This window comes from Phreatobacter aquaticus, assembly GCF_005160265.1.
Taxonomy (GTDB): domain Bacteria; phylum Pseudomonadota; class Alphaproteobacteria; order Rhizobiales; family Phreatobacteraceae; genus Phreatobacter; species Phreatobacter aquaticus.
In genome coordinates this window covers 1,343,007-1,361,827 of sequence record NZ_CP039865.1, presented here as the reverse complement: position 1 = coordinate 1,361,827, position 18,821 = coordinate 1,343,007, and the positions used below count along the sequence as shown (strand labels likewise).

At 67.2% G+C, this 18,821-nt stretch carries 17 protein-coding genes; 6 read left to right on the top strand and 11 right to left on the bottom strand.

Annotation, left to right across the window (positions count from 1 at the left end; genetic code table 11):
* The first annotated feature begins 26 nt into the window (after positions 1–26).
* Entirely contained in the window at positions 27–1,037 is a 1,011-nt protein-coding gene (locus E8L99_RS06340) for a sensor histidine kinase (protein ID WP_137098747.1), read from the top strand.
* A 53-nt stretch (positions 1,038–1,090) separates the two neighbouring features.
* Here the strand turns inward: E8L99_RS06340 and E8L99_RS06335 are convergent, their stop codons facing one another.
* From E8L99_RS06335 to E8L99_RS06305, 7 genes are all read right to left on the bottom strand, one after another.
* On the bottom strand, positions 1,091–2,587 hold the full coding sequence (locus E8L99_RS06335; protein WP_137098746.1) for a coiled-coil domain-containing protein: 1,497 nt from the start codon (positions 2,585–2,587) through the stop codon (positions 1,091–1,093).
* A gap of 9 nt (positions 2,588–2,596) precedes the next feature.
* Positions 2,597–3,526 (bottom strand): DUF6384 family protein, encoded by a 930-nt coding sequence (locus tag E8L99_RS06330; RefSeq protein WP_137098745.1) that lies wholly within the window; start codon positions 3,524–3,526, stop codon positions 2,597–2,599.
* 237 nt (positions 3,527–3,763) lie between these two features.
* Positions 3,764–4,957, bottom strand: coding sequence for a cell surface protein (locus tag E8L99_RS06325; RefSeq protein ID WP_137098744.1), 1,194 nt, complete (start codon positions 4,955–4,957; stop codon positions 3,764–3,766).
* An 87-nt stretch (positions 4,958–5,044) separates the two neighbouring features.
* On the bottom strand, positions 5,045–5,776 hold the full coding sequence (locus E8L99_RS06320) for an SGNH/GDSL hydrolase family protein (protein ID WP_137098743.1): 732 nt from the start codon (positions 5,774–5,776) through the stop codon (positions 5,045–5,047).
* A 61-nt stretch (positions 5,777–5,837) separates the two neighbouring features.
* Positions 5,838–6,893 (bottom strand): AbrB family transcriptional regulator, encoded by a 1,056-nt coding sequence (locus E8L99_RS06315; protein ID WP_168201587.1) that lies wholly within the window; start codon positions 6,891–6,893, stop codon positions 5,838–5,840.
* Positions 6,894–7,317: 424 nt separating this feature from the next.
* Positions 7,318–8,958: a cisplatin damage response ATP-dependent DNA ligase gene (locus E8L99_RS06310; RefSeq protein ID WP_137098741.1), complete on the bottom strand. Its 1,641-nt coding sequence runs from the start codon at positions 8,956–8,958 to the stop codon at positions 7,318–7,320.
* On the bottom strand, positions 8,955–9,989 hold the full coding sequence (locus E8L99_RS06305; protein ID WP_137098740.1) for a ligase-associated DNA damage response exonuclease: 1,035 nt from the start codon (positions 9,987–9,989) through the stop codon (positions 8,955–8,957). The genes E8L99_RS06310 and E8L99_RS06305 overlap by 4 nt, the downstream gene beginning before the upstream one ends.
* Before the next feature lie 98 nt (positions 9,990–10,087).
* Between E8L99_RS06305 and E8L99_RS23715 the strand changes: the two genes are divergently transcribed.
* The 3 genes from E8L99_RS23715 to E8L99_RS06295 are packed head-to-tail and all read left to right on the top strand — an operon-like array spanning position 10,088 to position 12,140.
* Positions 10,088–10,258 carry a hypothetical protein gene (locus tag E8L99_RS23715; RefSeq protein WP_168201586.1) on the top strand — a complete coding sequence of 57 codons (171 nt, stop codon included), beginning with the start codon at positions 10,088–10,090 and terminating at the stop codon, positions 10,256–10,258.
* 7 nt (positions 10,259–10,265) lie between these two features.
* On the top strand, positions 10,266–10,889 hold the full coding sequence (locus E8L99_RS06300; RefSeq protein ID WP_137098739.1) for an SCO family protein: 624 nt from the start codon (positions 10,266–10,268) through the stop codon (positions 10,887–10,889).
* Between the two features lie 57 nt (positions 10,890–10,946).
* Positions 10,947–12,140, top strand: coding sequence for a DNA recombination protein RmuC (locus E8L99_RS06295; RefSeq protein WP_137098738.1), 1,194 nt, complete (start codon positions 10,947–10,949; stop codon positions 12,138–12,140).
* Positions 12,141–12,148: 8 nt separating this feature from the next.
* Here the strand turns inward: E8L99_RS06295 and dnaJ are convergent, their stop codons facing one another.
* Together dnaJ and dnaK are read right to left on the bottom strand one after the other, a co-directional pair.
* The gene (gene dnaJ, locus E8L99_RS06290; protein ID WP_137098737.1) at positions 12,149–13,288 is read right to left on the bottom strand and encodes a molecular chaperone DnaJ; all 1,140 of its coding nucleotides are present in this window, start codon (positions 13,286–13,288) and stop codon (positions 12,149–12,151) included.
* A gap of 81 nt (positions 13,289–13,369) precedes the next feature.
* Positions 13,370–15,268, bottom strand: a complete 1,899-nt coding sequence (gene dnaK, locus E8L99_RS06285) for a molecular chaperone DnaK (protein WP_137098736.1) — start codon at positions 15,266–15,268, stop codon at positions 13,370–13,372.
* Between the two features lie 363 nt (positions 15,269–15,631).
* Here dnaK and E8L99_RS06280 point away from each other — a divergent pair, with 363 nt between their 5' ends.
* Both E8L99_RS06280 and E8L99_RS06275 read left to right on the top strand, forming a co-directional pair.
* On the top strand, positions 15,632–16,552 hold the full coding sequence (locus E8L99_RS06280) for a hypothetical protein (protein WP_137098735.1): 921 nt from the start codon (positions 15,632–15,634) through the stop codon (positions 16,550–16,552).
* Complete coding sequence (locus E8L99_RS06275) at positions 16,549–17,172, top strand: alpha-ketoglutarate-dependent dioxygenase AlkB family protein (protein WP_137098734.1); 624 nt, start codon at positions 16,549–16,551, stop codon at positions 17,170–17,172. The genes E8L99_RS06280 and E8L99_RS06275 overlap by 4 nt, the downstream gene beginning before the upstream one ends.
* An 8-nt stretch (positions 17,173–17,180) precedes the next feature.
* Here the strand turns inward: E8L99_RS06275 and E8L99_RS06270 are convergent, their stop codons facing one another.
* Positions 17,181–17,621, bottom strand: coding sequence for a VOC family protein (locus E8L99_RS06270; RefSeq protein WP_252511278.1), 441 nt, complete (start codon positions 17,619–17,621; stop codon positions 17,181–17,183).
* A gap of 34 nt (positions 17,622–17,655) precedes the next feature.
* Entirely contained in the window at positions 17,656–18,738 is a 1,083-nt protein-coding gene (gene hrcA, locus E8L99_RS06265) for a heat-inducible transcriptional repressor HrcA (RefSeq protein WP_137098733.1), read from the bottom strand.
* Positions 18,739–18,821: the final 83 nt, after the last annotated feature.

Sequence of the window (18,821 nt, the reverse complement as noted above, 5' to 3'; positions counted from 1 at the left end):
CCGTTGCCCCCGAACGCGGAATGCTGATGCCCAAGACCGCCGACGCCCTGAAGCCCCTGCTCTGGGAACCGCAGAACCTGGTGCGCGCGATTGAGGCGGCCGGGGTCACCCTCTGGTCGTGGAACGTCGATTCCGACGCTCTGGCGATGGATGAGCGTGCCTATGATCTGTGGGGAATCCCACGCAGCACCGATGTCAAGTTCGAGGATTTGTCCGCGCATATCCACCCCGCCGACCGCGACCGTGTCAGGGCTGCTTTCACGGCGACGCGTGCCATTGTTGGGGCGTTCGAGATCGATTTCCGCATCCTGATCGGCGACGAGCTCAAGTGGATTTCGGCGCGCGGCCAGGGCGACGATGCCGGGATCGTCAAGCGGGTCATGTTCGGCATCTTCATCGATGTCACAGGACGCAAGCAGGCCGAAGAGGGTCGCGAGCTTCTGGCCGGCGAAATGAGCCACCGCGTCAAGAACCTGCTGGCCATTGCGTCCGGCCTGACGGCCATCTCGTCGCGGTCGACCAAGACCACCAACGAGATGGCCCGCGAACTCACGCTGCGGCTGACGGCCCTCGGCCGTGCGCATGATCTGGTCCGGCCGGTTCCCGGCCAGACCGAGGCTGCCTCCGCCTTGCTGGGCGATCTCTTGTCCGTCCTGCTGGCGCCCTATGACGACCTTGGAGCGTTCAGCGGCCGGATCCGGGTCTCGGTGCCCCGCATGAGCGTCGGCGAATCCGCGACCACGATGCTCGCGCTGATCGTGCACGAACTGGCGACGAACTCGCTCAAATATGGCGCCTTGTCGGTCGACACAGGCGCGCTGGATGTTTCGTGCTCGGCGCAGGACGGACCGGTCACAGTGGTGTGGACCGAGAGTGGGGGACCCAGGATTGGATCGCCGGCTGATGTGAAAGGCTATGGCAGCAAGCTTGTCGAGCGCAGCGTCACCGGGCACCTGCGCGGCTCGATCGACTATAACTGGGCAGAGGAGGGCCTGGTGGTCACCTTGAAGATCCCACCAGAACGCCTCTCCACCTAGGACTGGGACTCCCGGTCAGCGCGCGGCGGTTCGGATCGGAGGCAGCGCGCCCCTCAGAACTTGCCGCCGGTCTCGAAGTCGGAATTGTCGGTGCGGCCGCCACCGCCCCATGAGCCACCTCCCGAAGAGCCGCCCCCGGACGAGCCACCGCCCCAGGATCCGCCTGACGACCCGCCGGAGGAGCCCCCGCCCGACCAGGGGCCCGGCCCCCATGAGCCGCCGCTGCCGCCGCCACCCCAGGAGCCGCCACCGCCCCACGAGCCGCTATCCTGATGGCCCTGGCTCCAGCGCCGGCCCTGCTCCATGCGTGACCAGTAATCGGCCGCGGTGATGACGCCGGTGACCAGACCGCGCAGCAGCGTGCCGACCACGTCATTGTCAAAGACCGAGCCATCGGCATCGTAGCGCTGCCGGCGGAAGCCGGTGGCAACCTGCGACACCTCGTTGCGCCGGCGGGCGAAATCGGCGAGTTCGGCGCGGATGCGCTTCACGCTGGTATCGAGATCGTCCTGCCGATTGCGGGCGGCGCCGATCTTCGTGACGATCGCCTCGTCATCGGGCGAGGGCGTGGCGCGGGCGTCCTGGTAGAGGCGGTTGAGGTCCTCGGCGGAGAGCGCCTCGGCGAGCAGGCCCACCGCCTCGCGGTAGCGCTGGTCCTCGCCGCGGCCGAAGGCCTCGATGGCGGCCTCGATCTCGCCGTGGCGCGTCTCGGCATCGGCACGGGCGCGATCGAGCTGGTCGAGACGCGCCTGTTCGGCCGAAACCGCCGCATTGGCGCGCTCGCCGCCGCTCTGCACATAGGCCTGGCTCTCCAGAGCCTTGATCTTCTCCACCGCATCGACGGCGAGCGCCGCCGCCCGATTGGCATGGGCGCGCAGACGCGGCGGAATATCGGTGAGGGTTGCGTAGTTCGGCCGGGCATCCTGATAGCGCACGAGACGGGCCACCCAGCCATCGAGCAGGCGTGCGATATTGCCGGCCTGATAGGCCGACGTCGCGTAGCCGCGCCGCCAGAGATACATGAACAGCCGGTCGTCCTCGTAAGGCTTGCGCTTGGCCTCCAGTTCGTCCTCGGCGAGCTTCGCCTTCTTCTCCGATTCCTGCGCGACGCGCACGGCCTGCTCGGCATCGGCGCGCAGCGCCGCATAGTCGCTCTTGGCGGCAAGACCCACCTGCGCCTCGTTCTCGACGGCGCGCCGCTTTTCCTCGGCGGCCGCCAGAGCACCCGCGAAGGCCTCCCGGTCGGCGGCGATCTTGGTGATCTCCTGCTCGAGCGCGGCGAGCTGCTTGTCCAGCGTCTGGCGATCGTTGGCGCGCAGCGCCATGACGGCGCGGACCCGTGTGGCCACCTGGGTCAGCCGGCCACCGAGGCCATCGGAGTTCTTAAGGCGGAAGGCCGCGAGGTCGCGATAGCCCTCGGTCTCCTGGGTCTTGGCTTCCGCTATCTGGCGCAGGGCCTCGTCCAGCCTCCGGCTGGCATCGGCCTCCTCCGTCCTCACCTGGGCGAGCGCGCCCTCGATGCCGCCAAGCGCCGAATGTCCGGGAATCATGGCCCGCTCCTACCAGCGCGTGATGGCGCCGCCCGGAAGGGCGATCCGCCAGGTCGGTTCAAGCTGCCCGCGCGCCTTGCTGCCAAGCACCGGGTTTTGCAGGAAGCCGCGGGTTTCCTTCTCGCGCCGCACCTCGTCATAGAGGCTGCGCGGCACCCGCACCGCCCATTTGGTCACCGTGGAGGTGGACCCGCCCTCCTCCTCGGTGATGGTGCGCGGCAGGGCCCGACCGGCGCGGTCGATCGCCTCGACCACGAGGTAATAGTTGAGTGCTGTCGACTGGCCCGGCGGATCGCGCCAGAAGCCGGTCTGCTCGCCGCGCCGGGAGACGATGCGCACGTCATATTCGGCGCGCAGATCATCGCGCAGCCGCTCCAGATCGCCGACCGCCTTGCGGGCGAGATCGGCCTTGCCGTCGCGGACCGCGGCCTGTCCCTCGGCGACGATGGCCGCTGCCCGCACCTTGGCGGCATCCGCGGTCGCCTCGCGGGCGATGTCGCCGGAGAGCCGGGTGATCTCGGCCGGAATGGTCCGGGTCAGTTCGACATTGGCCGCATAACCCTGGTAGGCGAGCGTGCCGAAGCCGATGGCGAGCGCCGCTACCGCGCCAAGAGCCCATTTGCCCCAGGTGCCGCGGGTCACATAGATGCGGGCGAGCTTCACCGACAGGCTGTCGGCCGGCGGCTTGTAGGCGAAGCGCTCCTCGCGCAGGGCCTTGACGCCCTGGCGGATCACCTCGTCGGAGACCTCGATGCCCTGGTTGCGATAGATCTGGCGCAGGCGCTCGACGAGGTCTTCCTCGCGGTCGCCCTCGCTCATCGCCTTCTCGACCACGCGCTCCTGATGGCGCAGCGTGTCGACGACATCCATGGCGAGCATGACGTCGTCGAGCGGCGCCGCCGGTGGCGGAGCGGTGGGGGCAACAGCTGTATCGGTCATCGGGCGATGCTCCGGACTTCGTATTCAGTCAGCACGAGGCGGCTCGCCGCAGACTGGAAGAGAATGGCGCGAGGCTTACCTCTCCCCGCCTGCGGGGAGAGGTCGACCGAGGCGAAGCCGAGGGCGGGTGAGGGGCTGGCAGCAAGCGGCGAAAGCCCCTCACCCGGCAGCTGACGCTGCCGACCTCTCCCCGTGAACGGGGAGAGGTGAGGACCTCGCTCCTCCACGCCCATCGCCTCACATGCCGAGGGCCGCGCCCTTTTCGGCGAGAGCCGCCAGGCGCCGCTTGCCGTCCTCGACGACGTCGCGGATCTCCTGGCTGTTCTTGGTCGAGAGCTTGCGCATCTCCAGGATGATCTCGCCGGACTTCTCCTGGAAGGTGACCACGGACTCGACCAGCTTCTTGACCGCATCGGCGCGGATGGTCGGGCCGTAGCCGGCGCGCAAGGCAGCCTCCTGCACCTTGTCGCCGATCTCCGAGAGGGTCTCGAGCGACTTGGAGACGCCCTCCTTCATCTCGTTCAGCGTCTTGGTCGATTCGTGCAGGCCCTGCAGGCCGGTGAACGAGGCCTTCAGCGCGGTCAGCACCGCGTCATTGGTGGAGAAGAACGAGATCGCCTGGGCATAGACCCGCTCCTTGGCGTTGGTCGTCTGCATCAGACGCGCCATGATGACCTCGGACGTGTTGTAGCCGATGGTCAGGTTGTCGGAGAGATCCTTGGAGATCTGGAACCGCTTCTCCTCGTCCTGCATCTCGCGCAGCTTGGTGTCGCGGACGAGTTCGAGATTGGCGCGCTCGGCCGGCACGGTGCCGGTATAGGCGCTGACCGCCTCGGAGGAGGCCTTCAGCTCCTCCTGCTTGGCCTGCAGCTTGGCATTGGCCTTTTCCAGCACTTCCAGCGCCATGACCTCGGCCTGTTTCATCGCGCCACGGAAGTCGCGATAGGCGTCGAGGATGGTCACTTCGCGCTGGATCTGGTCCTTGGTGGCGCGGGCGACGTCGAGATAGGTGACGCGGATCGAATCGAAGCGGGTGGCGATGTCGCCGCGCCGGACCTTGGTCCAGACATTCTCGATGCGCTCGAAGGTGGACAGCTTGCCATCGGCCAGCTGGTCGACCATGCGCTTGGCATCGTCGCGGATCGAATTGAAGCTCTTGGTGATGAGGTCGTAGCGCTCGCCGACCTCCATGCCGGCGACCTGATTGCGCACGACCTCGTTGAACACGCCGACCTGGTTGAGGGTGCGGGCGATGACGGCCACGCGGTCCTGATCGAGGTCGGAGATCTTCTGCAGCAGCGCGATGATCGGCTGCTCGTCGATCTTGGACGGCATGAGGCCGAGATCGCGCAGCACGCCGGTGGCGCGATCGAGATATTGCATGGGAGAGGGCACGACGGTCTTCGTGGTCGTGGGCGTGGGGCTGCTCATCTCGACGCTTCCTGGCCAGAGCCGGCTCACTGCCGGCGGTCACAATGTGATGATCGCCTTACCCAAAGACAAGATGACAGGCACGCTTCATCTCAGAGCGGTGCGGATGATGGTGCCGGCCACCTGCTCGGCCATGCAGGCGTGGCCCGTGGCTGTGAGATGCAGGCCGTCCCACGCGATCAGCGTGTCGAACAGCGGCCGGTTGCTGCCCGCGAGGCTGCGCATGGCGGCGAAGCGGCGGGCGACCGTCACGCCGCTGCGCGCGCCTTCTTCCGCGATGATGCGGGCCGCGGTGCCTGTCGCCTCGCCGCCCTGCGCCCAGCGCGAGAATTGCGGATCGACCAGCACGGCATCGGCGCCGCCGGCGCGGATGGTGCCGAGGCCCGCCTGGATGGTGGCGCGCAGGCGGTCGGCTGAGACACCGAAATTGGCGTCGTTGGTGCCGAGCTGCCAGACGACGAGATCGGGGCGGTGGCTGGCGATCTCGGAGGCAAGGCGCCCCGCGGCGCCGGACGCGGTCTCGCCGGAGACGCCGGAGACGATCACCTCGAGCGGCACCTGCGGCGCGCGCGCCTTGATCAGCGGGCCGATGCGCTGGGCATAGCCGTTCCCGCCCGAGCCGACGCCCGCCGTGGTGGACGAGCCGATGGCGAGGATGCGCAGCGCCTGGCCGGCGCGCAGCTTGGCGCTGGTGCGCGGCAAGGAACCGCCGGGGGTAGGGACCGCGATGGAGGGCGCCGTGCAGCTGGCACTCGCGGCATGGGGCACAAGGGTCATGAGGCCGGCGGCAAGGCCGGCACGGATGAACAGGCGAAGCATCGGCAGGAACCCCCGGAGAACTGCAGTCTACCTAGCGGAAGCCTCGAGCCCAACGCAACGGTCAGACGCGATCCTCGGGTCCGAGGATCAGCCGCGCCGCGAAGGGCAGCAGCACCGCGATGCCGACGAAGCGCACGATGTGGTGGGCGCTGACGAAGGCCGGGTCCATGTCGAGCACGAAGGCGAGGATGGCCATGGCCTCGATGCCGCCCGGCGCATAGGCGAGGATGACCTTGCCGAGCGGCAGGCCAGCGAGAAAGGCGACCGCCGCCGCCACCACGATGGTGACGCCGGTACCAACCAGGAAGGCGCCGACCGAGGGGCGCAGCAGCATCCTGAGCTCGATCAGCGAGGTGCCGGCGAAACGGCCCGCGATCAGCACGCCCATGGTGATGAAGGCGAAGATGGTCAGCGGCTGCGGCACCAGCGCGGTGACGAGGCCCGTGGCGTGCAGCACGGCGCTTGCCATCATGGCGCCGACGGTTGCGCCTCCCGGCACCCGCAGGCGCTCCATGCCGAGGCCGCAGGAGAAGGACAGCACGAACAGAAGCGGGAAATCCCACCACGCGATGGGGCCTGCAGGCGGCGGCTTGATCACCACCGTGCCGAGGCCCGCGAGCGACAGGAAACCGGGCAACGCCGCCACCAGCAGGACCAGGCGGAAGCTCTGCACGACCACGACGGAACGGGCATCGGCCTTCGAGCCGAGGGTGAGCGCCATGACATAGTTCATCGCGCCAGGGATGGAGGCATAGAAGGCGGTGGAACGGGAATAGCCCTCGACGCGGACGAGGTAGAGACCGATGCCGCCGACAATGGCCGGCACCAGGATCAGCAACCCGCCCATGGAGATCGGCCAGGACAGCATGAGCCTGAGGGTGTCAGGCGTGACCGCCGAGCCCATGACGGTGCCCATAAGCAGGAACATGGCCGAGGTCATCCAGCCCGGCACCTTCACCTCCAGGCCGGAGAAGGCGGCGATGGTGACCGCCACCAGCGAACCCGACAGCCAGGCCGCGGGCAGGCCCAGCGCTTCGAACGCGAGACCGCCGGCCGCGCCAATCAGGCAGGGCAGGATGAAGGTGCGGGCGAAGTGGAGGAGGTCGGAGAGCGTCATGGGGGCGATGCCGGAAGGTTGCTCCGGCTTTCGCATGAAAGGTCGGAGATGCAAAGGCGGCGCAGGCATGGTTGCCGCGCGGACAGCGGAGCGAGACCTCTCTCCTGTTCCAGGATAGCTCTGCCGTGGGGGTAGGTTTTCCGGGGGCGCGGCGGAGCGAGGTCTCTGTCCTGCTGTGGGGTGCTCCGGGCGGTGACGGGGACAATTGCGAGGGTGATTCAGACACGCGTTCAGAGGGTCTAGCGCCGTCATGCCCGCCCTTGTGGCGGGCATCCACGCCTTCAACGAGCCGGCGAACGGAGCCCAAGACGTGGATGGCCGGCACAAGGCCGGCCATGACGGTGGAGAGGGTTGAGCGGGAGGCCGGCAACGAGCGACCTCTTACTTGGCCGAGTAACCCCGGATGGGGCGAGCTGAACCAACCTCACCCCTTGATCAGGGCCTCCAGCGCCTCGATCCGGTCGGCCTCGGCCGGTGGCTTGTCCCAGCGGATGCGGGCAATGCGGGGAAAGCGCATGGCGAGCCCGGACTTGTGGCGCGTGGAGCGCTGCAGCCCCTCGAAGGCGATCTCCAGCACCAGCCCCTGGGATGCCGTGTGGGTGACCTCGCGCACCGGGCCGAAGCGGTTGATCGTGTGGTTGCGGACGAAGCGGTCGAGCTCCTTCAGCTCCTCGTCGGTGAAGCCGAAATAGGCCTTGCCGACAGGGACGAGCTCCGGTCCCGAGGCTGACTGGCGCCAGACGCCGAAGGTGAAGTCGGAATAGAAGCTGGAGCGCTTGCCATGGCCGCGCTGGGCATACATCAGCACGCAATCGACGACCATCGGGTCGCGCTTCCACTTGTACCAGAGGCCCTTGGGCCGCCCCGGCAGGTAGGGCGCATCGCGCCGCTTGACCATCAGACCCTCGATCGCCTCGGCATCGAGTTCGGCGCCCGCCGAAGCCGGATCGAGCCTTGAGGCGGCGAGCGCATCCCAGTCCGCGAAGGGCACGATATCGGAGAGATCGAGGCGCGGATGGGCGTGGTGGGCGACCAGCGCCTCCAGACGCGCCCGGCGCTCGGCAAAGGGGCGTTCGCGCAGATCATCGGGACCATCGAACAGGAGGTCATAGGCACGGATATGAGCGGGAAACTCATCCATGAGCGCCAGCGAGACCTGTTTGCGGTTCAGCCGCTGCTGCAGCACGTTGAAGCTCTGGACGCGACCCTCGCGCAGGATCAGCAACTCGCCATCGATGGCGCCGTCAAAGCCAAGAGCCTCGATCAGATCGGGGAAGGCGCCGGAAATGTCCTCGCCGGTGCGCGAATAGAGCCGGGCGACCCGCCCGCCCTCGATCGCCCCGGCAGCCGCCTGGACGCGGATGCCGTCCCATTTCCACTCCGCAACGAAATCGGCCGGATCGAGCTTTGTGAAGTCCGCGTCCTCGATGGCGTGCGCGAGCATGGGCGGCCGGAACGGGGCGGGATCGATGGCCTCGGGCCGCTCGGCCCGCCCCTCGATCCAGGCGAAGAGGTCGAGATAGGGCGGCTTCAGGCCGGGCCAGACCAGTTCGATCTCGTCGGGCTCGCGACCGCCGAGCTCGGCGACGGCGGTGCGGGCGAGCCTGCCCGACACGCCGATGCGGAGGGCACCAGTGATCAGCTTCAGCAGCGCCCAGCGACCGGTCTCGTCGAGCGCGTCGAGCCAGGAGGCGAGAAGCTTCGGCAGAGCGCTCTTGCCCGTGGTGGCGAGTGCGTCGATGACCTCGGAGAGGGACGGCGGTGGCGGATGGTTGTGGCCCTCGGGAAGGGCCGGCGCCGGCCACATCAGCGCGACCGTCTCGGAGAGGTCGCCGACATAGTCGTAGGAGAGCTGGAACAGGACCGGGTCGGCGCGCTCGGCGATCAGGCCCCTGACCAGCCCCGCCTTGGCGTTGCGAAAGGTCAGGCCACCGGTCATCGCGGCCAGCGCAAAGCCGCGTTCCGGGTCGGGCGTCGAGCGGAAATAGTCGGAGATCAGGCGGATCTTGGCGTTGCGGCGCGGTTCATAGGCAAGACGATCAAGGAGAGCGGCGAAGCGGTTCATGTGGCCGCCTCGGGGCCAGCGGGTTCCGCCTCGCCCTCGTCGCCATAGCCGACGAGCCGCAGCGGCTTCGCCTTTATCCCCCTCGTGCCGCACCAGTGGACGAGTGCGTCTTCCTGGCCGTGGGTGACCCAGACCTCGCCCGCGCCGGTGTCGAGGATGGTCTGGCCGAGTTCGTCCCAGTCGGAATGGTCGGAGATGACCAGCGGCAGTTCGATGCCGCCCTGCTTGGCGCGGGCGCGGACTCGCATCCAACCCGAGGCGAAGGCGGTGACCGGATCGGGGAACCGCCTCGCCCAGATGTCGCGGGTGGCGCTCGGTGGACAGATGACGATCGCGCCCGCCAGCGCCTCCTTCGTCTCGCCCTTGGCCAGTCGGATATCGCCGAGGTCGAAGCCCTGGGCCTCGTAGAAGCGCGTCAGCTTCTCCATGGCGCCGTGGATGAAGATCGGGCGGTCGTAGCCGGCGGCGCGGATGAGCGCCATGACGCGCTGCGCCTTGCCGAGCGAATAGGCGCCGACCATGTGGGCGCGCTCGGGGAAGAGGCCGACGGAGTCGAGCAGTTTCGCCACTTCGCCGGCGGCGACGGGGTGGCGGAAGACCGGCAGGCCGAAGGTCGCCTCGGTGATGAAGACATGGGCCGGGACGACCTCGAAGGCCTCCGCCGTCGGGTCGGAGGCGCGCTTGTAGTCGCCCGAGACAACGATGGTCAGGCCCTTGTGCTCGACCGCGATCTGGGCGGAACCGAGGATGTGGCCAGCGGGGACGAAGGTGAAGCGGACGCCGTTGATCTCGACAGGTTCGCGCCAGTCGGTGGCCTCGGTCGTGCCGGCAAAGGCCTCGCCATAGCGAATCGCCATGATCTTGAGGGTGGCCGCGGTCGCCATCACCGCATCGTGGCCCGAGCGGGCATGATCGGAATGGCCGTGGGTGATCAGCGCGCGTCCGACGGGACGCACGGGGTCGATGTAGAGATCGGCCGGCGGACAATAGAGCCCACGGGGGGTTGGCTGCAGCAGGTCCTCGGGGCGCATGCACTCAAGTTAGGAAGTGCTGCCCTTCACGAAAAGGGGATGAGCCATTCTACCGCGTGTTTTGCTTTGGCAGGCTCGCTGGACTAGATTTGCTGCCCATGAGCCTCGACCAGATCCCGGCCGATACCGATCGCACGCCGCGCCTTGCGCAATGGGCGGTGGGGATCGGCTGCGCCGCGCTGATGGGGACTGCCGGTCTGCTGTGGTGGAGCCAGGGCGCCAAGGTGTTCCTGGATGCGTTGGCGGCCGGCTTCGCCTGGTGCTTCTGAGGCTGCAATGACCAAACCATCCGAAGCGAAGCGGCGTGGCCCCCGGCCCGTAGCTCTCATCCTGTCGCTGGCGCTGCTGGTCGCGGGCCTGAGCGCGCTGGCCGGCGTCGTCTACATGACCATGCCCGGCGGCGGCGGCCTTGCCAGCGGTCCATCGGCAATCGGCGGCGCCTTCACCCTGACCGACCAGACGGGGCGGGCGATCACCGAGCGGGACCTCAAGGGCAAGCCGAGCCTGGTGTTCTTCGGCTTCACCCATTGCCCGGATATCTGCCCGACCAAGCTGTTCGAGATGACCCAGATGCTCGACAAGCTCGGCACCGACGCCTCGAAGGTGAATGTCTATTTCGTCACGGTCGACCCCGCCCGCGACACGCAAGACCTGATGAAGACCTATCTCGGCAGCTTCCATCCCGGCATTTCCGGGCTGACCGGCACCGAGGAGCAGGTCACGCAGGCCATGCGCGCCTATCGCGCCTTTGCCCGCAAGGTGCCGCTGGAAGCCGGCAACTACACGATGGACCACACGGTCTTCGTCTATCTGATGGACCGCAACGGCACCTTCGTTTCGACCTTCGACGTCGCCCGCGATCCGGAACAGGCTGCTCGGGACCTCCGCCGCTACATGTGAGGCAGCCGGCGCAGGCCGCCTGTTCCCTTTTTGTTCGATATCGGCTAGTCTTTAGCCATGTCCGATATTGTCCTCATCCTCGCAGGTCGCCCCGTCACCGCCGGCGAAAGCGTGCTCGCCCTGATCGGGTTGGCGCTGGTCATGCTGGTCGTCATTTTTTTTGTGATGCGGCGGCAGAGCCGGTCGCGCGAGATGGAGGCCGAACGCGCCGCCTTCCATGCGCAGGAACTGGAAGACCGGATGGCCGAGATGGTGCGCAACCAGTCGGTGCTGACCGGCCGGTTGCAGGCCATGGCCGAGGGCATGGGGTCCAGCCATTCCGATCTGTCGCGCGCGCTTGGCGAACGGCTGGATGGGTTGTCCACCAGGCTTGGCCAGTCGCTGGAGGGCCAGACCCGCACGACGGTGGAGAATCTCGGCCGCCTCAACGAACGGCTGGCCGTCATCGACAATGCCCAGAAGAACCTGACCGATCTCGCGGGACAGGTGGTGTCGCTGAAGGACGTGCTGGCCAACAAGCAGGCGCGCGGTGCCTTCGGGCAAGGCCGGATGGAGGCGATCCTCGCGGACGGGCTGCCGTCGAACGGCTATGAGCTGCAGCCGACCATGGAAGGCGGCAAGCGGCCTGACGCGATCATCCGGCTTGCCAGCGGTGCGCCGGGACTGGTGGTCGATGCCAAGTTCCCGCTGGAAGCGATCACGCTGTGGCGCGAGGCGAAGTCGGAGGACCTGAAGAAGGCGGCGGCCCAGCGGCTGCGCTCGGATATCGCCGTCCATGTGAAGGATATTTCGGAGAAATATCTGATCCCCGGCGTCACCCAGGACATGGCGCTGATGTTCGTGCCGTCGGAGGGCATCTATGCCGACCTGCACGAACATTTTGACGATGTGATGCAGCGCGCCTTCCGCGCACGGGTGATGGTGGTATCCCCGTCGCTGCTGATGCTGGCGGTCCAGGTGGTGCAGGGCCTGCTCCGCGACGAGCGGATGCGCGACGAGGCCAAGGTGATCCAGAAGGAGGTCAGCCTGCTGCTCGACGACGTGTCACGCCTGTCGGAGCGGGTGCTCAACCTGCAGCGCCATTTCGGCCAGGCGTCCGACGATCTCGGCCAGATCCTGACCTCGGCGGACAAGATCGCCAAGCGCGGCGGACGGATCGAGGCACTGGAGTTCGAGGACCGGCCGGCGCCGGCCGCCGTGCCGGGCGCGATTGCCCGGCTGCCGCTGAAAGGTTCGATGGCGGCAGAATAGCGAGCCGGCTACGCGTCCTTGCTCAACCCGTCCCAGAAGGCCTTGGCCTTGGCGAAGAAGCCCGCCGTTTCCGGCTGGGTGTCCTTCGAGCTCTCCTTCTCGAACTCGGCCATGAGTTCCTTCTGCCGCTTGGTCAGGTTGCGCGGTGTCTCCACGTCGACCTGCACGTAGAGGTCGCCGACGACCTTGGAGCGCAGCACCGGCATGCCCTTGCCGGACAGGCGGAAGCGCTTGCCCGACTGGGTGCCCTCGGGGACCTTCACCTGGGCGCGGCCACCGTCGATGGTCGGCACCTCGAAGGCGCCACCGATCGACGCGGTCACCATGGAGACCGGCGCACGGCAGTAGAGATCCTGGCCGTCGCGCTGGAAGAAGGTGTGCGGCTGCAGCGACAGGAAGATGTAGAGATCGCCCGGCGGTCCGCCGCGGAAGCCGGCCTCGCCCTCATTGGCAAGACGAATCCGCGTGCCGTCCTCGACACCGGCCGGAATGTTGACCGAGAGCACGCGCTCCTTGGTGATGCGCCCGGCACCCGAACAGGCCTTGCACGGGTCCTCTATCACCTGGCCTCTGCCCTGGCATGTCGGGCAGGTGCGCTCAACCGAGAAGAACCCCTGGGAAGCGCGCACGCGGCCATGGCCGCCGCAGGTACCGCAGGTCTTCGGCTTGGAGCCGGGGGTTGCGCCCGAGCCCGAGCAGACCTCGCAGGAGACGGTGGTCGGAATGCGCAGCTGCGCCGACTTGCCGTGGAACGCCTCCTCGAGGCTGATCTCCATGTTGTAGCGGAGATCGGCGCCCCGCTCGCGTCCGCCGCTCTGGCCACGGCGACGCCCGCCGCCCATGCCGAAGAGCTCCTCGAAGATGTCGGACATGGAGGAGGTGAAATCGCCGCCGAACCCGCCGGGGTTCGGGCCGCCGCCATTCTCGAAGGCCTGGTGGCCAAAGCGGTCATAGGCCGCCCGCTTCTGGCCGTCCGACAGGATCTGATAGGCCTCGTTGAGCTCCTTGAAGGTCTGCTCGGCCTGGGGATCATTGGGATGGCGATCGGGATGGCACTGCATCGCCTTCTTGCGGAAGGCGGATTTCAGCGCGGCCTCGTCAGCCTCGCGGGCCACGCCCAGAATCTCATAATAGTCGCGCTTGGACATCGAATGCGCTCTTAGCCCCTGTTCAAGCGATCACCCCCGGATTCACGTCCGGGGGTGTTTCGACGGGAAACCTTACTGGTCTCAGGCGCTCTTCTTCTTGTCGTCCTTCACTTCCGTGAAGTCGGCGTCGACGACATCGTCCTTCTTCGGCTCCGCGCCATCGCCACCCTCGGCGGCGTTCTGGGCGGCATACATGGCTTCGCCGAGCTTCATGGAAGCCTGTGCCAGCGTGTTGGACTTCTCCTTCAACGCTTCGGCATCGTCTTCCTTGATGGCTTCCTTTACGGCAGCCAGCGCATCCTCGATGGCCTTGCGCTCGGTCTCGCCGACCTTGGTGCCATGCTCGGCCATCGCCTTCTCGGTCGAGTGGACGAGGCCGTCCGCCTGGTTGCGGGCTTCCGCCAGCTCCTTGCGGGTCTTGTCCTCGGCCGCATGGGCCTCGGCGTCCTTGACCATCTTCTCGATGTCCGAATCCGACAGGCCGCCGGAGGCCTGAATGCGGATCTGCTGCTCCTTGCCGGTGCCCTTGTCCTTGGCCGACACGTTGACGATGCCGTTGGCGTCGATGTCGAACGTGACCTCGATCTGCGGCACGCCGCGGGGTGCCGGCGGCAGGCCCATCAGGTCGAACTGGCCGAGGCTCTTGTTGTCGGCGGCCATTTCGCGCTCGCCCTGGAAGACCCGGATCGTCACGGCCGACTGATTGTCGTCGGCGGTGGAGAAGACCTGGCTCTTCTTGGTCGGGATCGTCGTGTTGCGGTCGATCAGGCGAGTGAACACGCCACCCAGCGTCTCGATGCCGAGCGACAGCGGCGTCACGTCGAGCAGCAGCACGTCCTTGACGTCACCAGCCAGAACGCCGGCCTGGATGGCAGCGCCGATGGCAACGACCTCATCCGGGTTGACGCCCTTGTGCGGCTCCTTGCCGAAGAACTGCTTCACCATCTCCTGAACCTTCGGCATGCGCGTCATGCCGCCGACGAGGACAACCTCGTCGATCTGGCCGGCGGTGAGGCCGGCGTCCTTGAGGGCAAGGCGGCAGGGCTCCATGGTCCGCTGCACCAGATCGTCCACCAGGGCCTCGAACTTGGCGCGGGTGAGCTTGAGCTGGAGATGCTTCGGACCCGAGGCATCGGCCGTGATGAAGGGCAGGTTGATCTCGGTCTGGGTCGAGGACGACAGCTCGATCTTGGCCTTTTCGGCGGCTTCCTTCAGCCGCTGGAGGGCGAGCTTGTCCTTGCGCAGGTCGATGCCCTGCTCCTTCTGGAACTCGGCCGCCAGATAGTCGACGAGGCGCATGTCGAAGTCCTCGCCGCCGAGGAACGTGTCGCCATTGGTCGACTTCACTTCGAACACGCCGTCGCCGATCTCGAGGATCGAGACGTCGAACGTGCCGCCGCCAAGGTCATAGACCGCGATCGTGCCGGCAGCCTTCTTGTCGAGGCCATAGGCGAGCGCTGCCGCCGTCGGCTCGTTGATGATGCGCAGCACCTCGAGACCGGCGATCTTGCCGGCATCCTTGGTCGCCTGACGCTGGGCGTCGTTGAAATAGGCGGGAACCGTGATGACAGCCTGATCGACCGTCTGGCCGAGATAGGCCTCGGCGGTCTCCTTCATCTTCATCAGCGTGAAGGCGGAAATCTGCGAGGGCGAATAGGTCTTGCCCTCGGCCTCGACCCAGGCGTCGCCGTTGCCGGCGCGGGCGATCTTGTAGGGAACCAGCTTCTGGTCCTTCGAGACGGTCGGATCCTCGAAGCGGCGGCCGATCAGGCGCTTCACTGCGAAGATGGTGCGCTCCGGATTGGTGACGCCCTGGCGCTTCGCCGGCTGGCCGACCAGTCGCTCTTCATCCGTGAAGGCGACGATCGACGGCGTCGTGTTGGCGCCCTCCGAATTGATGATGACTTTCGGCGTAGAGCCTTCCATCACGGCAACGCAGGAATTGGTCGTGCCCAGGTCGATACCGATGACCTTGCCCATGGTCTTCTCCTCATCAAGCGGGTCGGCCGGGCCCGAAGCACCCGTGACGATCACCAGCCACCCGGGGACTATTCCCCTCGCGGCCGTTCGCGCCGACCCCTCATACAGTGTGGGGTTGGAATGGCGGGAAGTCCCGAAAGCCTCGGAACTCTCGCCGGTTGGGCGGGATATAGGGGGAGCCATTTGCCGCCGCAAGCGGGGGCGTCACATGAGCGTGAAGGAATTCGTGGAATTGCCGCCCAGCCGACTGGTGAGGCATCGTTGCCACATCCCGGCAGAGAAGGGTGGCGGGTCCTTCGATCAAGGTGACCATCGGCAACGATAGCGCTATGGGTGGGCTGGATTTCCACCTGTGGTCGCCTGATGTTCCGCTCCAGCCTGCCCTTCGCAATTGCCACGCTCCTTGTCCTGGCCACGGGCCAGGCGGAGGCACAACTGCAATTGCCGGGCGCTGTCACGCCGACGCCGCAAGGTGGCAGCGCGCCCTCCGGCCCGGCCGGTGCGAGGGCTGCACCATCGGCCGCCAATCCGCTGATACCGCGCGGTCCGGTCGGCCCGCCGCTTCGGCGTGGCGAGGAAACGCTGCCCGGGCGCACGCTGCGCTTCCTTGGGCAGCAGGGCTCCATGGTCATCAACCGGTCCGGCAGCGGTGCCCAGCAGACCCTGACCATCAACGCGACCGGCGTCGGCCGCCGGGGCAACGACATCCGCAATGTCTGCACGCCCGATCTCAATGGCGGCCAGGTGGTGACGCTGCGCTCGCTCGGCAGACCGGTTGGCTTGTCGCGCTATGAGGCGGCCTTCCCCGGCTGCACGCTGGTGATCGACATGTTGCCGGATGCAGCGATCGTCTCGGCGCCCGATGGCGCCTGCAGGTTTAGCGACGACTGCACCGTCGACCCGACGGGCTTGTGGGGGCCGACCGACCGCGAGATTCCGCCGGACCGCACGATCGAGGCCGCGCGCGGAACGGCCGATCGCCGCCAGAACGATGCCCGTCGCGTGCTGCAGGCCCGTTTGCGCACCACCCCGGAGGGTCGCACGTTCCTGCAGGAACAGGCCGGTTTTGGCGCCTTCCGCGAGCGCGTCTGCCGCAATTACGGGACGTCGGATATTGGCCCGGCCTTCTGTGCGCTGAAATATACCGAGGCGCGCAGTGCCGCGATCGAGGCCCGCATCGGCGCGCCTCAGGCCGAAGAGGGAGCGCCAGCCGCACGCCGCCCAGCGCGACCAAGGCCGCCGCCCGCTGCTCCGGTACAGCCCCCGCAGCCCGCCCAGCGATGAACGGCGTTCCGGTTGTTCCAGGCTGCGTCTGGTATCCCGGCTATTTCGACCTGGCGGCCCAGCAGGACCTCCTCGCTGCGCTTCGGCAGATCCTGCGGGACGCGCCGCTGTTCCAGCCGGTGATGCCGCGGACGGCCAAGCCCTTTTCGGTGAAGATGAGCAATGCCGGGCCGCTCGGCTGGGTGTCCGACGTCGCGGGCTACCGCTACCAGCCCCTGCATCCGGCGACCGGCAAGCCGTGGCCGGCCATTCCCGACGCCGCGCTTGATGTCTGGACGACCATCTCCGGCTATCCCCATCCGCCCGAGGCCTGCCTGATCAACTGGTATGCCCCCGGCACGCGAATGGGACTGCACCAGGACCGGGACGAGCAGGATTTCGACGCGCCCGTCGTGTCGATCTCGCTCGGCGAGACAGGGCTGTTTCGCATCGGGGGCACCAGTCGTGGCGGCAAGACCCTGTCGGTCAAGCTCGCGTCCGGCGATGCGCTGGTGTTCGGCGGCGAGGCGCGCCTCGCCTTCCACGGCGTCGACCGGATCATTCCGGGCACCAGTGGTCTCCTGAAGGATGGCGGCCGGATCAACCTGACGATGCGCAGGGTGAACCGGCCAGCCGCCTGAGATCGACGTCAGGCCTGCGGGACAGGCGGCGTCATCCAGCCGATGACCGAGCCCGAGGGGTCGGCAATGATCGCGATGCGGCCAACGCCCGGAATGTCGAACGGATCCTGCAGCAGCTGGCCGCCAGCGGCGGTGACTGCCTGGATGCGCTGGTCGACATTGTCGACCTGGATATAGCCGAGCCAGCCGGGCTGGGCTTCCGGGTCATCCGGTGGCAGGGACATGATGCCGGCAACCGCCGCCCCGTCGGGCGTCTTGGCGATCCAGTATTCCGAATCGGGAACCTGGAAGGCATCGAAGGTCCAGCCCAGGGTGCGGGCGTAGAAGTCCTTCGCCTTGGGAATGTTGTCGGTCATCAGCTCATTCCAGGCGAACTTGCCGTGCATCTCGATCTCCTTGGGCGATGGTTTGGCGGCCTTCAGGGCCGCATCCTGGCATTCAACCGGCATCCCGTGGCGATCCTGTGACGAACCTGACCAAGGGTCACTTGATCAGACGAGACATGATCTTGGCGGTATAGTCCACCATGGGAACGATCCGGGCATAATTGAGCCGGGTCGGTCCGATGACGCCGAGCACGCCGACGATGCGGCTCTGGCCATCGCGGTAGGGCGCGACGATCATGGAGGAGCCCGACAGCGAGAACATCTTGTTCTCCGAGCCGATAAAGATGCGCACGCCCTCCGCCGTCTCGGCCTGCCCGAGCAGATCGACGAGATCGCGCTTGGATTCGAGGTCGTCGAACAGGAGCCGGATGCGCTCCAGATCCTCCATGGCCCGGAGATCGCCGAGCAGGTTGGCCTGGCCGCGGACGATGAGCTGGCGGGCGCCCGGATCGCCGCCGGACCAGGACGCCAGCCCCGCCTCGACCAGTTTCTGGGTCAGACCGTCCAGCTCGGCCTTGGCGGAAGCGAGCGCGTTCTGCAGCTCGTCGCGCGCTTCCACGAGCGTTCGGCCCCGAATGCGGGCATTGAGAAAATTGGTCGCCTCGACCAGTGCCGAAGGCGGCAGGCCCATGGGGATCGGCACCAGGCGGTTCTCGACCTGGCCATCCTCCGAGACCAGCACGACGAGCGCACGCTCGGGCTCGATGCGGACGAATTCGACATGTTTCAGGCGGGCATTGGACTTCGTGGACAGCACGACGCCAGCGCCGCGCGACAAGCCGGACAGAAGCTGGGAGGCGTCGGCGAGAACGGTCTCAAGGGGGCGCGCATCGGCTGAGGCCGCGACCTGGGCATCGATCGAGCGGCGCTCGTCCTCGGCGAGGTCGCCGAACTGCATCAGCGCATCGACGAAGAAGCGCAGTCCGGTTTCCGTCGGCAGGCGGCCAGCGGAGGTGTGCGGCGCGAATATGAGGCCCGCCTCCTCGAGGTCCTGCATGACATTGCGGATCGAGGCCGGCGACAGCGTCATCGGCAGAATCTTGGAGAGGTTGCGCGAACCGACAGGCTCGCCCGTCGCCAGATAGCTCTCGACGATCTGGCGGAAAATCTCGCGGGATCGCTCGTCGAGCTGGGCGAGCGCTGACAGGGACGATGCGGAACGCGGAAATTCGGCGGACAAGGGGCAATACTCCACGCATGAACTTGGGCGGTCACGGCCCGATGATCAAGCGCTTGATGGCATTTGCAAGCAACCTTGCCCCC

Bases quoted from the DNA above. Each gene is read 5' to 3' on its own strand.
- E8L99_RS06340 (WP_137098747.1), top strand. From the start codon at position 27: ATGCCCAAGACCGCCGACGCCCTGAAGCCCCTGCTCTGGGAACCGCAG.
- E8L99_RS06335 (WP_137098746.1), bottom strand. From the start codon at position 2,587: ATGATTCCCGGACATTCGGCGCTTGGCGGCATCGAGGGCGCGCTCGCC.
- E8L99_RS06330 (WP_137098745.1), bottom strand. From the start codon at position 3,526: ATGACCGATACAGCTGTTGCCCCCACCGCTCCGCCACCGGCGGCGCCG.
- E8L99_RS06325 (WP_137098744.1), bottom strand. From the start codon at position 4,957: ATGAGCAGCCCCACGCCCACGACCACGAAGACCGTCGTGCCCTCTCCC.
- E8L99_RS06320 (WP_137098743.1), bottom strand. From the start codon at position 5,776: ATGCTTCGCCTGTTCATCCGTGCCGGCCTTGCCGCCGGCCTCATGACC.
- E8L99_RS06315 (WP_168201587.1), bottom strand. From the start codon at position 6,893: ATGACGCTCTCCGACCTCCTCCACTTCGCCCGCACCTTCATCCTGCCC.
- E8L99_RS06310 (WP_137098741.1), bottom strand. From the start codon at position 8,958: ATGAACCGCTTCGCCGCTCTCCTTGATCGTCTTGCCTATGAACCGCGC.
- E8L99_RS06305 (WP_137098740.1), bottom strand. From the start codon at position 9,989: ATGCGCCCCGAGGACCTGCTGCAGCCAACCCCCCGTGGGCTCTATTGT.
- E8L99_RS23715 (WP_168201586.1), top strand. From the start codon at position 10,088: ATGAGCCTCGACCAGATCCCGGCCGATACCGATCGCACGCCGCGCCTT.
- E8L99_RS06300 (WP_137098739.1), top strand. From the start codon at position 10,266: ATGACCAAACCATCCGAAGCGAAGCGGCGTGGCCCCCGGCCCGTAGCT.
- E8L99_RS06295 (WP_137098738.1), top strand. From the start codon at position 10,947: ATGTCCGATATTGTCCTCATCCTCGCAGGTCGCCCCGTCACCGCCGGC.
- dnaJ (WP_137098737.1), bottom strand. From the start codon at position 13,288: ATGTCCAAGCGCGACTATTATGAGATTCTGGGCGTGGCCCGCGAGGCT.
- dnaK (WP_137098736.1), bottom strand. From the start codon at position 15,268: ATGGGCAAGGTCATCGGTATCGACCTGGGCACGACCAATTCCTGCGTT.
- E8L99_RS06280 (WP_137098735.1), top strand. From the start codon at position 15,632: ATGTTCCGCTCCAGCCTGCCCTTCGCAATTGCCACGCTCCTTGTCCTG.
- E8L99_RS06275 (WP_137098734.1), top strand. From the start codon at position 16,549: ATGAACGGCGTTCCGGTTGTTCCAGGCTGCGTCTGGTATCCCGGCTAT.
- E8L99_RS06270 (WP_252511278.1), bottom strand. From the start codon at position 17,621: ATGCCGGTTGAATGCCAGGATGCGGCCCTGAAGGCCGCCAAACCATCG.